General features: G+C 75.6%; 11 protein-coding genes. 1 reads left to right on the forward strand and 10 read right to left on the reverse strand.

Annotated features, from left to right (window positions below):
• Positions 1–65 precede the first annotated feature (65 nt).
• From rpmE to BMZ16_RS17900, 5 genes are all read right to left on the reverse strand, one after another.
• On the reverse strand, positions 66–281 hold the full coding sequence (gene rpmE, locus BMZ16_RS17880) for a 50S ribosomal protein L31 (RefSeq protein WP_089803061.1): 216 nt from the start codon (positions 279–281) through the stop codon (positions 66–68).
• A gap of 391 nt (positions 282–672) precedes the next feature.
• On the reverse strand, positions 673–2,760 hold the full coding sequence (rho, locus tag BMZ16_RS17885) for a transcription termination factor Rho (RefSeq protein WP_089803197.1): 2,088 nt from the start codon (positions 2,758–2,760) through the stop codon (positions 673–675).
• 347 nt (positions 2,761–3,107) lie between these two features.
• Positions 3,108–4,061 (reverse strand): homoserine kinase, encoded by a 954-nt coding sequence (thrB, locus tag BMZ16_RS17890; protein ID WP_089803063.1) that lies wholly within the window; start codon positions 4,059–4,061, stop codon positions 3,108–3,110.
• Positions 4,062–4,066: 5 nt separating this feature from the next.
• Positions 4,067–5,158, reverse strand: coding sequence for a threonine synthase (thrC, locus tag BMZ16_RS17895; protein ID WP_089803066.1), 1,092 nt, complete (start codon positions 5,156–5,158; stop codon positions 4,067–4,069).
• Positions 5,159–5,193: 35 nt separating this feature from the next.
• Positions 5,194–6,510, reverse strand: a complete 1,317-nt coding sequence (locus BMZ16_RS17900) for a homoserine dehydrogenase (protein ID WP_089803068.1) — start codon at positions 6,508–6,510, stop codon at positions 5,194–5,196.
• Positions 6,511–6,770: 260 nt separating this feature from the next.
• Here BMZ16_RS17900 and BMZ16_RS17905 point away from each other — a divergent pair, with 260 nt between their 5' ends.
• Positions 6,771–7,427, forward strand: a complete 657-nt coding sequence (locus tag BMZ16_RS17905; RefSeq protein WP_089803070.1) for a biliverdin-producing heme oxygenase — start codon at positions 6,771–6,773, stop codon at positions 7,425–7,427.
• Positions 7,428–7,542: 115 nt separating this feature from the next.
• Here the strand turns inward: BMZ16_RS17905 and BMZ16_RS17910 are convergent, their stop codons facing one another.
• The 5 genes from BMZ16_RS17910 to BMZ16_RS17935 all read right to left on the reverse strand — a co-directional run bounded on the left by BMZ16_RS17910 (position 7,543) and on the right by BMZ16_RS17935 (position 13,369).
• The gene (locus tag BMZ16_RS17910) at positions 7,543–9,567 is read right to left on the reverse strand and encodes an HtaA domain-containing protein (protein ID WP_177199774.1); all 2,025 of its coding nucleotides are present in this window, start codon (positions 9,565–9,567) and stop codon (positions 7,543–7,545) included.
• 80 nt (positions 9,568–9,647) lie between these two features.
• Positions 9,648–10,334, reverse strand: a complete 687-nt coding sequence (locus BMZ16_RS17920) for a hypothetical protein (RefSeq protein ID WP_089803075.1) — start codon at positions 10,332–10,334, stop codon at positions 9,648–9,650.
• Between the two features lie 49 nt (positions 10,335–10,383).
• Positions 10,384–11,211 carry a heme ABC transporter ATP-binding protein gene (locus tag BMZ16_RS17925; RefSeq protein ID WP_089803198.1) on the reverse strand — a complete coding sequence of 276 codons (828 nt, stop codon included), beginning with the start codon at positions 11,209–11,211 and terminating at the stop codon, positions 10,384–10,386.
• Entirely contained in the window at positions 11,208–12,284 is a 1,077-nt protein-coding gene (locus BMZ16_RS17930; protein WP_089803077.1) for a FecCD family ABC transporter permease, read from the reverse strand. The genes BMZ16_RS17925 and BMZ16_RS17930 overlap by 4 nt, the downstream gene beginning before the upstream one ends.
• Positions 12,281–13,369, reverse strand: coding sequence for a heme/hemin ABC transporter substrate-binding protein (locus tag BMZ16_RS17935; RefSeq protein WP_255366796.1), 1,089 nt, complete (start codon positions 13,367–13,369; stop codon positions 12,281–12,283). The genes BMZ16_RS17930 and BMZ16_RS17935 overlap by 4 nt, the downstream gene beginning before the upstream one ends.
• Positions 13,370–13,533 lie beyond the last annotated feature (164 nt).

Below are 13,533 nucleotides of genomic sequence, written 5' to 3' on the forward strand. Positions count from 1 at the left end.
GGTGCGCCGGCGGACACGACCATGGAGGGCCGTCGTCCGCCGGGTGCACCGGCGCTGCGGAGGAGCTAGTTGGCCGACTTCTTGCCGTAACGGGCCTCGAACCGGGCCACGCGGCCACCGGTGTCGAGGATCTTCTGCTTGCCCGTGTAGAACGGGTGGCAGGCGCTGCAGACGTCGGCGTGGATCTTGCCGCTCGTCACCGTCGAGCGCGTGACGAACGAGCTGCCGCAGGTGCACGTGACCTCGGTGACCACGTACTCCGGGTGGATGCCAGACTTCACGGGAGTTCTCCTTGGGGTTTGTCTCCGGGTCCGGACGCGCGTCCCGCGCCGGTGAACCGCAGACCGACGGACCATTGTGCCAGAACCGTGGGCGAGCGCGAAAACTTCCCGGACGCGGCACCCGGCAGCCGTCCGCGGTGCCGTCAGGAGGCCGCGCCGCGGGTGTTCCGCCCCTGGGCGGCGGCCTCCCGGTACCAGGTGACCAGCGCGTCCCCGGGACGGCCCGACCACCGCCGCAACGCCCCGACGCCCCGACGCCCCGACGCCCCGACGCCCCGACGCCCCGACGGGCAGCGTCCGGGGTCGCAGGTCGATCCAGCTGGCACGACGGGACGGGACGCGGACGGCTCCGCACCTCGGGGGTGCGGGGCCGTCCGGCGACGGTCGCCGGTCACACGACCGTGCGGCTGACGCCCTCCTCGAGGGTGGGGCCGTTGTGGCCCGGCGTCGTCTTCTGCACCTGCAGCAGGAACTCGACGTTCGACTTCGTCTCACGCAGCTTGCCGAGCAGCAGCTCGATCGCCTGCTGCTGGTCGAGCGCACCGAGCACGCGACGCAGCTTGTAGACGATCTTCAGCTCGTCGTTGCTCATGAGCACCTCCTCGCGGCGGGTGCCGGACGCGTTGACGTCCACCGCCGGGAAGATGCGCTTGTCCGCGAGCGAGCGCGACAGCCGCAGCTCCATGTTCCCGGTGCCCTTGAACTCCTCGAAGATGACCTCGTCCATCTTCGAGCCCGTCTCCACCAGCGCGGAGGCCAGGATGGTCAGGGAGCCACCGTTCTCGATGTTGCGTGCGGCACCGAAGAACCGCTTCGGCGGGTAGAGCGCCGAGGCGTCCACCCCACCGGACAGGATGCGACCCGACGCGGGCGCCGCGAGGTTGTACGCCCGCGACAGGCGGGTGAGCGAGTCGAGCAGCACGACGACGTCCTGACCCAGCTCGACGAGCCGCTTGGCCCGCTCGATGGCCAGCTCCGCGACGATCGTGTGGTCCGACGCGGGGCGGTCGAACGTCGAGGCGATGACCTCGCCCTTGACCGTCCGCTCCATGTCCGTGACCTCCTCGGGGCGCTCGTCGACGAGCACGACCATGAGGTGGACCTCGGGGTTGTTCGCGGAGATCGCGTTGGCGATCTGCTGCATGACGATCGTCTTGCCGGCCTTGGGCGGCGCGACGATGAGGCCGCGCTGGCCCTTGCCGATGGGCGCGACGATGTCGATGACGCGCGGCGTCAGGCGACCGGGCTCGGTCTCCAGACGCAGCCGCTCCTGCGGGTACAGCGGCGTCAGCTTGGTGAACTCGGGACGCTGGCGCGCCACCTCGGGGTCCATGCCGTTGACCGTGTCGAGCCGGACCAGCGCGTTGAACTTGTTGGGTCGGCCGCCCTGCGGCGCCTGCTCACCCTCACGCGGCTGCCGGACCGCGCCGGTGATCGCGTCGCCGCGGCGCAGGCCGTGCTTCTTGACCTGGTTGAGCGACACGTACACGTCGTTCGGCCCGGGCAGGTAGCCGGTCGTCCGCACGAAGGCGTAGGAGTCCAGCACGTCGAGGATGCCCGCGACGGGCACCAGGACGTCGTCCTCGGTGACCTCGATCTCGTCGAGGCCGCCCAGGTCGCCCTGGGTGCCGCGGCCCGTGCGACCGCGCTTGCGGTCACGGTCGCGATCACGGAACCGGTCGCGCGACCGGCGGCGCCGGCCGCCGCGCTCCTCGTCGTCCTGCCGGTCGTCGCCGCCCTGACGGTCGGCCTGCTGACGGTCGGCCTGCTGACGGTCGGCCTGCTGACGGTCGGCCTGCTGGCGGTCGGCCGAGGCGCGCTCCGCCTGCTGGCGGTCCCCCGCCGACCGGTCGTCCCGCTGCCGGTCGCCGCGCTGACGGTCCGCCGCACGGTCGTCCTGCCGCTCGTCCCGCACGCGGTCGTCGGGGCGACGCTCGGCGCGCTGCCGCTCGACCGGGGCGTCGTCCGCGGGCTCGACCGCGACGGGCGCACCCGCCCCGCGTCCGGCCCGGCGGGACCGGCGCTCGCCGGCGCCCTCCGCGCGCGACCCGCGCTCCTCGCGCTGCTCCGGCGGGGTCAGGCGCGCGTCGAGCGCGGCCTCCAGCCCGGCGAGCGCGTCCCGGCCCCCGGTGCGCTGCCGGGCACGTGCCGGCCGCTCCACGGGCGCCAGGTCGACGGCCGGCACGTCCACGGGCACGGACGGCTCCGCGCGCTGCGGCGCGGGCTCCGACGTCACGGGGGCCTCCTGCGCGACGGCCTGCGCCCGGCGCGTCGTCGCACGGGGCTCCGCGGCCTGCGGGCGCTCACCGGAGCGCGCGGCGGAGATCGCCTGCACCAGGTCGCCCTTGCGCATCTTGCTCGTGCCCTTCACGCCGAGCTGTGCTGCCAGGGCCTGGAGCTCCGGCAGGCGCATCGCGGAGATGCTGCCGGAACCCGAGCCGCCCGCGGTGGCCGCGGCGGCGTCGATGGTGTCTGTCACGAAGGATCCTTCCCCCTCGTCGGGGCCCACCCGGTCCGCCCGGGAGGAGGCCTGCGCCCGGTCGTGCAAGACCAGGCGGAGCGGTGCCACGCGCGCTGCGTACGACGACGTCTGCTCGCGCGGGCTGGATGTTCCCCTCGTCGTCGACTCGATGGACCGTCCGGCGGGGTTCCAGGAGGTGGACGGGGAGTCGAGGACCGTGGGCGGTCCACGCCGAGTCACCGACAGGATCCACAGGGGGCCGGAGGACGAGGTCCGGGGAACGGGAGAAAGCGTAGCACCGGGCACACCGCCCCCGGGCCGGGTCCGGCGGCGTTCACCCGCGCGCGTCCCCGCCGCCCCCGCCCTCAGTCCAGCAGCGTGACGACCGACGCACCCCGCGTGTCGACCGGCAGCGGCAGCACGCGCCACCCCGCCATGACGCCACCGAACGCGGCCGACACCGCAGCGTCGGCGTCGGTCGCGCCGTCCCCGACGCGCCGCGCGAGCGCCAGCACCGTCGGGCCGGCACCGGAGACGACAGCGGCGACGCCCTGCGCGCGCAGCGCGTCGACGAGCGCGAGGGACGCGGGCATCACCTGGCGCCGGTACTCCTGGTGCAGCCGGTCGCCCGTCGCCGGCAGCAGCAGGTCCGGCCGCTTGCCGAGCGCCTCGACCAGCAGCGCCGAGCGGCCGGCCTGCCAGGCGGCGTCCACGTGCGGCACCTGCGCCGGCAGCACCCCGCGCGCCGCACGGGTCGAGAGGTGCCCGGGCGGGACGATCGCCACGGGCGCGACGTCGGGGTGGACGGCCAGGCGCGCCGCGTGCACCCGCGGGACCGACGCGTCGTCGGCGTCGTCGGCCCACGCGACCGTGAGCCCACCCAGCAGCGCGGGCGCCGCGTTGTCGGGGTGCCCCTCGAGGCCCGTGGCCAGCGCGAGCGCCACGTCGTCGTCGAGCGCGTCCGGGTCGGCGACGAGCCCGCGGGCCGCCAGCACGCCGGCCACGACCGCCGCGGCCGACGAACCGAGCCCGCGGCCGTGCGGCACCCGGTTGTGGCACACCAGGTGCAGGCCGGTCTGCGGCGCGCCGACGTGGTCGAGCGCGGCCCGCAGCGCCCGGACCACCAGGTGCGTCTCGTCGTCCGGGACCGTCCCGGCACCCTCGCCCTCGACCTCGACGCGCACGCCCGGGGTACCGAGGGCGCGCACCTCGAGCTCGTCGTGCAGGCCCAGGGCGAGCCCGAGCGCGTCGAAGCCCGGACCGAGGTTGGCGGAGGTGGCGGGGACCCGGACCCGCACGTGCGCCGCGCGCAGCCGCACGACGCTCAGCCCAGACCGAGCGCGTCGGCGATGGACACGACGTCCGCCGACACGCGCACGGGCTGCACCTCGTCACCGTCCGCGGTGCGCAGCGCCCACTGCGGGTCCTTCAGACCGTGGCCGGTCACCGTGACGACCACGCGCGCACCGGCCGGGACCAGACCGCGCTCGGCGCGCGCGAGCAGCCCGGCGACGCCCGCGGCCGACGCGGGCTCGACGAACACCCCGACCTCGGCCGACAGCACGCGGTGCGCGGCGAGGATCTGCTCATCCGTGACGGACTCGATGACACCGCCCGACACGTCGCGTGCCTCCTCGGCCTGCTGCCACGACGCGGGGTTGCCGATGCGGATCGCGGTCGCGATCGTCTCGGGGGCGTCGACGGGGTGACCCAGCACGATCGGGGCGGCGCCCGCGGCCTGGAAGCCCCACATCGCCGGGGTGCGGCCGGCGACGGCCGGGAGGGCCGCGCCCGCGTCGAGGCCCGCGTACTCGCGGTAGCCCCGCCAGTACGCCGTGATGTTGCCGGCGTTGCCGACCGGCAGGCAGTGGATGTCGGGGGCGTCGCCCAGCGCGTCGACGATCTCGAACGCGGCGGTCTTCTGGCCCTCGATGCGGTCGGGGTTCACCGAGTTGACGAGCTCGACCGGGTACGCCTCGGCGAGCTTGCGGGCGGCGATCAGGCAGGCGTCGAAGTTGCCGTCGACCTGCAGCAGCCGGGCGCCGTGCGCGATCGCCTGGCTGAGCTTGCCCATCGCGATCTTGCCGTCCGGCACGAGGACGGCGCAGACCATGCCCGCACGGGTCGCGTACGCCGCGGCGGACGCCGAGGTGTTGCCCGTGGACGCGCACACCACCGCCTGCGCGCCCCGCGCGGCCGCGGCGGAGATCGCCGTGGTCATGCCCCGGTCCTTGAAGGAGCCGGTCGGGTTCATGCCCTCGACCTTGACGTGCACGTCGGCGCCCGTGAGCCGCGACAGCGCGGGTGCGGGCACGAGCGGCGTGCCGCCCTCCCCCAGCGTGACGATGCGCTGCTGGACGTGCTCGGGCAGGCGGTCGGCGTACTCGGCGATGACGCCGCGCCACTGGTGGGCCATGGGATGCGATTCCTCGGGTGGGTGGGGTGGGGTGTTCAGAGCACCGGCAGCACGGACACGACGGCGCGCACGACGTCCAGCGCGGCGACCGCGTCGACGGTCGAGCGCAGCGCACGCTCCGGTGCGGTGTGGGTCGTGATGACGAGCGTGGCCGCCGCGTCGCCGGCCGTGGCCTGCAGCGTCTGGCGCACCGACTCGATGGAGACGTCCTGCGCCGCGAGCTCGGCCGCGACCCGGGCGAGCACGCCCGGGCGGTCGTCGACCTCGAGGCGGACCTGGTACCGCGAGCGGGCCTCGCCGCCGTCGAGCACGGGCAGGTCCGCGTGCGAGGACTCGACGGGCCCCTTGCCGCCCAGCACGCGGTGCCGCGCCACGGAGACGAGGTCGCCGAGGACGGCCGAGGCCGTGGGCGCACCGCCCGCACCGCGGCCGTAGAACATGAGCTCGCCCGCGGCCTCGGCCTCCACGAAGACGGCGTTGAACGCCTGCCGGACCCCGGCGAGCGGGTGACCCTCGGGCACGAGCGTGGGACGCACGCGGACCAGCACCCCGTCGCGACCCTCCGCGGTGCGGGCGCGCTCGGCCACGGCCAGCAGCTTGAGGACGTGCCCCGTGCGCCCGGCCCAGGCGACGTCGTCGGCCGTGAGGGACGTGATGCCCGAGCGGTCGACGTCGTCCAGCGCGACCCGCGTGTGGAACGCGAGCGACGCCAGGATCGCGGCCTTGGCGGCGGCGTCGTAGCCCTCGACGTCGGCTGTCGGGTCGGCCTCCGCGTAGCCCAGGGCCTGCGCCTCGGCGACCGCCTCGTCCAGGCCCTGCCCGGTGGTGGTCATCGAGTCGAGCACGTAGTTGGTGGTGCCGTTGACGATGCCGAGGAGCCGCTGCACGGTGTCGCCCGCGAGCGACTCGCGCACCGGCCGGACGATCGGGATGGCACCGGCGACGGCGGCCTCGAAGTACAGGTCGACGCCCGCGGTGTCGGCGGCGTCGTACAGCGCGGGCCCCTCCTGCGCGAGCAGGGCCTTGTTGGCGGTGACCACCGACGCGCCGTGCTCGACGGCCCGCAGCACGAGGGTGCGCGCGGGCTCGATGCCGCCCATGAGCTCGACGACCACGTCGGCCTCGGCGACCAGGGACTCGGCGTCGGTCGTCAGCAGCGCCCGGTCGACGACGGCGTCGCGCTCGACGTCGAGCGAGCGGACCGCGACGCCGACCAGCTCCAGCCGGGCACCGACGCGGGCGGCGAGCTCGTCGGCCTCCGTCACCAGGCGGCGGACCACCTCCGTCCCGACGACGCCGCAGCCGAGGACGGCGACGCGCAGGGGCGGGTGGGTGCCGGGGGTGAGGGCCACGCAGGTGCCTTCCGAGCGGGGCGGCCGACGGCCGCCGGAGGTCGTGGGGGTCGTGCGTCCGACCGGCCTTTCGGGGCCGGTCGAGGCCCAGGATAGGGCGCACGCGACGGACGCCGTCCCGGAGGTCCGCGCTCCGGGCGTCGCGGACACGCCACGGACCTGGACGGCGATCTTGTTAGGTGAGGCTCACCTCGGCTACGGTGCGTCCTGACAGAGTGTCAGCAAGTCCGGGCACCACGCCGCGTACCAGGAGCCGATCCATGACCGCCACCACCCCCGAGGTCGTCGACACGCTGTCGGCCGCCCTGCGCGCCGGCACCCGGCAGGACCACGAGGACGCCGAGCGGTCCGCGTTCGTCGAGCACCTCATGGGCGGCACGCTCCCGCTGGCCGGGTACGTCGACCTCGCCGCCCAGCAGCACGCCGTGTACCGGGCGCTGGAGGCGGCCGGCGACCGGCTGGTCGCGGCCGGCACGCACGGGGACCTCGTCTTCCCCGAGCTGGTCCGCGTGCCCGCCATCGAGGCCGACCTCGCGCACCTGCTCGGCGACGGGTGGCGCGCCCAGGTGCGGGTGCTGCCCGCCACCGCCGACTACGTCGCGCGTCTCGAGGCCGTCGGCGACGACCTGCCCCGTTACGCCGCGCACGCGTACACGCGCTACCTCGGGGACCTGTCCGGCGGCCAGATCCTCAAGCGCATGATCGAGCGCCACCACGGCCTGAGCGGCGCGGGCGTGTCGTTCTACGACTTCCCCCAGATCCACAAGCTCAAGCCGTTCAAGGACGTGTACCGCGACCGGCTCGACGCCCTGCCCCTGACGCCCGCGCAGCGCGACGAGGTCGTCGAGGAGGCCCGCATCGCCTTCCGGCTCAACCGGGCGGTGTTCGCCGACCTCGCGGCCGTGCACCTCGGCTGAGCCCGGCGCCCCGCAGGGCCCCGGCGCGCTCGACGCGCCGGGGTCCTCGCGTCCGCGGGCGGACGACGGACGGGGGCGGCGCCGAGCGGCGCCACCCCCGTCAGTCGTCCTGACCTCAGGCGGTCGTCGTCCCCCGGCGCCGGCGCGCGACGCCGACCATGAGAGCCCCGAGCAGCACGAACGCGGCCGACGCACCGACGCCCGACAGCGCGTCGGCACCGGTCGTCGCGAGCCCCGTGCTCGCGTCGCACTCCACCTGCCCGCCGAGCGGCAGCGTGAACGACACCGGGTCGAGCGCCTCGCCGGCCGTGTAGAAGCCTGCGAAGCCCGCCGCACCGGCCGCCGTGAGCGTCGCCGGGACGCCGCTGTACGCCACCCGGCCGTCACCCACGGTCCGCTGCCCCGCGGACAGTGCGAGCGTCGCGAGGGTCACGCGCGACGTGCCGTCGCCGTTGGTGACCGTGGCGGTGAGCACGGCCGACGTGGCACTGGTGACCTGCACCCGCGGGTCGGCGATCGTCAGCGCCAGGGTGCCGCCGTGACCCGAGAACGCGACGCGTCCGGACCACGCGGCGGCGCCCGCCGGGGCGTCGGCGTTGAAGCGGCCGGTGCCGCCGGACCACGTCCACGGCCCGCTGCCCGACACGCCGGAGGGCGTGACGGTGCCGCGCGCCACCGGGCCGGCGACGTACGTGCGGAAGCTGTCCCGCACGCCCCACGTCAGGGTGGCCCCGCTGACCGAGCGCGCGACGCACCGGGGCTGCGCGGCCGTGACCGTGATCGACTGCCGCAGCGTCTGGTCCGCACCGACGAGCACGAGCGTGTGACGCCCGGCGGGGGTCGACGCGGGAACGGTGAACTGGACGGTCACGACGCCGGAGGCGTCGGCGGTCAGCCCGCGCGCGAGCACGACGGGGGTGGAGTGCAGCTCCAGCCGGATGCCCGTCTCGCCCGGGCGGAATCCGCCGGCGGTGAGGCTCAGCTCACCGCCCGCGGTGACGGTCCCGGACGTCAGCCCCTCGACGACCAGCGGCGCGGGCGCAGCCGGAGCCGGCGTGGGTGCCGGCGGCACAGCGGGCAGCTGCGGCAGGCCGTCGAACGACAGCGGCGTACTCGTGTCCAGCGACCGGTCGCTCGAGCCGTGCGCCGCCATCGTGACGACGTGGAACGGCGTGGTGGCGTGGTCGTACGTGACGCCGTCGCTGGCGTAGGCCGGGCGGACGCCGGTGAACCGGACCGCGAAGGTGCCGTCCGCGGCGAGCGGTGCCATGTCACCCACGGAGGTCGTCACGCGCGGGTTCACCCACGTCGCGGCCTGGAACGTCGAGGCGTCGAGGTACCACGCGTCGCCCAGCTTGGGGCCCACCGCGACGTACAGGCCGTTCGCCGCGACTCCCGCGCCGAACCCCGTGCCGCGCACCGTCAGGTCGAGCGAGCCGTCGGTCCGCAGGACGCGGTCGACCGTCACCGTCGGGCCCGCGGGCTGCTCCGGGGCGGGTGTCGGGGTGGGGGTGGGGGTGGGGGTGGGCTCGGGCGTCGGCGTGGGCTCCGGGGTGGGGGTGGGCTCGGGGGTGGGCTCGACGAACGTCAGCGGCGTGAACGTCTCGTACGCCGCCACCGCAGCACCCGAACCCGCGTACGTGTAGATCCCGTACCGCGCACCGGCCACCGGCGACTTCGCGTCCAGCTCCGCCTTGTCGACCTGCAGCGTCGCGGTGAACGACCCGTCCTCCCGCAGCTCGATCGCACCCGCGGCCGGACCACCGATCAGGGCCATCGAGTCCGCCGGGACCGCCCAGCTCGTCGCCGCGGCCTTCCGCGCGCCCGACGACGCACCCACCGACGGCTGCCACACCTCGGGGAACGCACCGAACACGACGTACGCACCGGCCGCACGACCCGCCAGCGGCGGACGCGCACCGGTCGCCAGCGACGGCAGGAAGCCCGTGCCCTCGACCGTCACCGTCGTCACGCCCTCGACCGGCAGCTCCGTCCGCGACACCTGCACCGCAGGGGCCGGTGCGGGGCTCGGCTCGGCCGACGCGGGCGCGGCGGCGGCGAGGCCTCCGGCGGCCAGGACGAGCGCGGTGAGCGCTCCGGTGGCCGCGCGCGCGGCGCGAACCGTCCTTCGTGGGTACATCGTGTTCCTCTCTCGGGGACGGACGTGCGAGCGGGTGCCGGCGGCGCGTGGCCCGGCCGGCGTCAGGGAGGTCGCGGGGGTCACGCGGCGGCGCCGCGACGTCGCGCACGCCACCACACGGCACCGGCGGCCGCGACCAGCACCGCACCCCCGGCGGCGAGCGCCGGCGGCAGGGTCGAGCCGTCGGCGTCGCCGTCCACCACCGCGGCAGCGACCGTCGGTTCGGCGGTCGGGCTCTCCGCGGGCTCGACCTGCTCGGTCGCGGACGGCTCCGCCGTCGGCGTCGCGGGCGCGTCGTCGGTCGCGAAGGTCACGGGGGTGAACGTCTCGTTGGTGGCGTTCTCGACGCCGTGGGCGCCGATCGTCAGGACGCCGCAGGTGACCTGCAGGCAGTCGATCTCGCTCGTGCCGCCCTCGGCGTCCGGCGCGGCGAACCGGGCACCCGGGACGGCGACGGTGGCGCTGAACGACCCGTCCTCGCCGAGGGTGCCGCCGTTCGCCTCGACCGCCGTCTGCGAGCCGGGGAACGCGACGAAGACCTGGTGACCCGCGTTGTCGCGCGCCGCCTCGTCCACGGCGTAGCGCAGGTCCGTGCCCGTCACACCGCCCTGGCTGGGCCGCCACGTGCCGCCCTCGGGGTCGTCGACCCACCCGAACAGCACGTACAGACCGCCGAAGCCGCCGGTGACGACCTGGAAGCCGGACCCGGTGACCTGCAGGGACGTGGGCTCGCCGGCAGGCAGGCCGTCGACGCGGTCGACGGTCACGGACGCCGTCGACGGCGCAGCCGCGGGCGCGGCCGACGCAGGACGTGGGTCATGGGGTCTCCTCGGTGAAGGCGGAGGGCGTGGCACCGCGGGGCGCGCGCACGGGGAGGACGACGATGTCGGCGGGCACGCCGGGCACGCCCGAAGGTCGGCGCCACACGTCGACAGGGTGCTGGTAGACGGCCGAGAGCAGGTCCGACGTCAGGACGTCCGCCGGTGCGCCGTCCGCCCGGACGCGCCCGTCGGCGAGCACGACGACGCGGTCGGCCCACGCCGCGGCGAGGGTGAGGTCGTGCAGCACGACGACGACGGCGGCACCCTCCTGCGCGGCGTGCCGCACGCGCGCGAGCAGCGCCTCCTGGTGGCGGACGTCCAGCGCGGCCGTGGGCTCGTCGAGCAGCAGCACGGGCGCCTGCTGGGCGAGGGTCCGGGCGAACGACGTGCGGGCCTTCTCGCCCCCGGACAGCGTGGGGAACGTGCGGGCCGCCAGGTGGACGACGTCCGCGTCCGCCATGGCCGCGGCGACCACGGCGTCGTCGCCGTCCTCCTGCGGCGTGCCGCGCCACGGGTGCCGACCCATGTGCACGACCTCCTCGACCCGGAACGGGAAGGACAGCCGCGTCTCCTGCAGCATGACCGCCCGCCGCCGGGCGAGCCGCCGCAGGTCCTGCGCCTGCAGCTCGACGCCGTCGAGCAGGACGCGCCCCGCGTCGGGACGCGGGTCGCCGCCGAGCACCGACAGGAGCGTCGACTTGCCGGCGCCGTTCGGCCCGACCAGCGCGACGACCTCACCGGCGGCGACCTCGAGGTCGACGCCGTCGAGCACCGTGTGGGCGCCGTACGCGACGCGGACGCCCTCGGCGCGCAGGACGCTCATGCCCACCCCCCGGCCGATCGGCGGGTCCGGCGGATCAGCCAGAAGAAGAACGGACCGCCCACGAGCGCCGTCAGCATCCCGATGGGCAGGTCGGCGTAGGGGACGGCGGTGCGCGCCACGAGGTCCGCGCCGACGAGCAGCACCGCTCCCCCGAGCGCCGAGGCCGGCACGAGCACGGCGTGCGACGGCCCCACCAGCATCCGGACGAGGTGCGGGACGACGAGCCCGACGAACCCGATGACGCCGCAGAACGCCACCGCGGCGGCCGTGAGGACGGCCACGACGACCACGGCACCGACGCGCAGCCGCTCGACGTCGACACCGAGGTGCCGCGCCGGGCGCTCGCCGAGCGCGAGCAGGTCGAGGCGGTGGCTCATGAGGACGGCGACGACGAGCCCGACGAGGACGAGAGGGGCAACGACGGCGACGTACACCCAGCGCGTGCCGTTGAGGCTCCCGAGCTGCCAGAAGACGATCTGCTCGCGCGCCTGCGTGTCACCCAGGAAGGTCAGGAACGCGACCGCGGCTCCGCCGACGGCGTTGACGGCGACCCCCGTGAGCACGAGCGTGACGACCTCGGTGCGGCCTCCGCCCCGCGCGGTCAGGTACACCAGCAGCGTGGCCGCCAGACCACCGACGAACGCGAGCAGCGCGATCGTCCACGGCCCGGCGAACGCCCACCCGGTGACGATGACGAGGCACGCACCGACGGCGGCACCGGAGGACACCCCGACGATACCGGGGTCGGCGAGCGGGTTGCCGAAGACGCCCTGCAGCACGGCACCGCCGGTGGCCAGCGCCGCGCCCACGAGCATCGCCATGACGACCCGGGGGAAGCGGATCGTCCACAGCGCCTGCTCGCCGTGCTCGTGCGCGGGCAGGGGCCCGACGTCCAGGCCCAGGCGGTGCAGCACCGAGCCGAGCACCTCGGCCGGCGGCACGCGCAGCTGGCCCGTCCCCGCGGCGACGACCGCGAGGACCACGAGCGCCACGGCCAGCCCGACGAACAGCGCGCTGCGGCGCCAGGCCGTGCCCCGCTGCGGCGCGGCGACGGCGCCGGCGGGCGCGCTCACGGCTGCCCCGGCGCGTACAGCGCGACCGCGAGGGCGTCGAGCACGTCGGCCGTGGTCGGACCGAAGCTGAGGACCTGCGAACCGTCCATGTCGACGATCCGCCGACGCTCACCCGCGGGCGTGCTGGCGATCGCGGGCAGGCGGTCGAGCAGGCCGTCGACGCCGCCGACGGAGGTCAGGCCGTCCGTCATCATGAGGATGACGTCGGGCGACGCCGCGACCAGGCCCTCGTCGTTGACGGGTCGCATGCCGCGCCAGCCGATCTCGTGCGCGACGTCGACGCCACCGAGCGCCTCGATGAGCGCACCGGAGCCCGACCCCTCGCCGAACATGTAGTAGATCCCCGCCTGACCGCGCACGTAGAGGAAGACGATGCGCAACCGGTCGGCCGGGTCCGCGGGCGCGACCTGCGCGACCTGCGCCACCTTGGCGTCGATCTCGGTCTGCGTGCGCTGCGCGAGCTGCTCGCCCGCGGCGCTGACGCCGAGGCCGGCGGCGACCTGCCGCACGAGGTCGGGCGCACCGTGCACGTCGCGGTGCGAGTCGACGACGACCACGGGGACCCCGGCCTCGCGCACCTGCAGCACGACGTCCCAGGGACCGAGCGTGGTGTCGGTGACGATCACGGTCGGCGCCAGGTCGAGGATCGCCTCGGCCGACAGGTCGTGGCCCCCCGCCGTGACGAGCGGGCGGTCGGCGATCTCCGCGAAGCCCGACGACAGGTCCCGGCCGACCACGCGGTCGCCGAGCCCCAGCTCGAAGACCGTGCGCGCGAGCGTGCCGTAGACGTCGAGCGCGAGGATGCGCGAGGCGTCGGTGACCGTGACGGCGGTGCCCTGCGCGTCCGTCACGGTGACGGGCAGCTGCGGCTCGGGGTCCTCGACGACGGGACGGACGGCGGCGTCCGCGACGACGGCGGTGGACGGGCCGGTGACCGCCCGCGGGTCGTCGACGGGGGTGACGTCGGCCAGCCGGCGTCCGCCGTCGGCCGCGGCGGCGACGGGGCCTGCGGTGCCGGCGCAGCCGGTGGTGAGGGTGACGACCAGCGCCGCCACCGTCGCGAGCAGGGTGGCACGCGCGCGCACGCCGTTCACCGCCTTCGTCCGGGGGACGCGGCACGTGAGCGCGCCGCCAGGTGAACCTAACTCAGGTAAGGCTCACCTACCAAGGATTCCGCGGCGTGGAGTAGGACACACGTCCTGCTGCCGTGCGCCCGTGACCTGCGGCGACGCCGCCCGCGGTGTGCACC

The sequence above is a fragment of the Cellulomonas sp. KH9 genome, from assembly GCF_900114185.1.
In the GTDB taxonomy this organism is placed as follows: domain Bacteria; phylum Actinomycetota; class Actinomycetes; order Actinomycetales; family Cellulomonadaceae; genus Cellulomonas.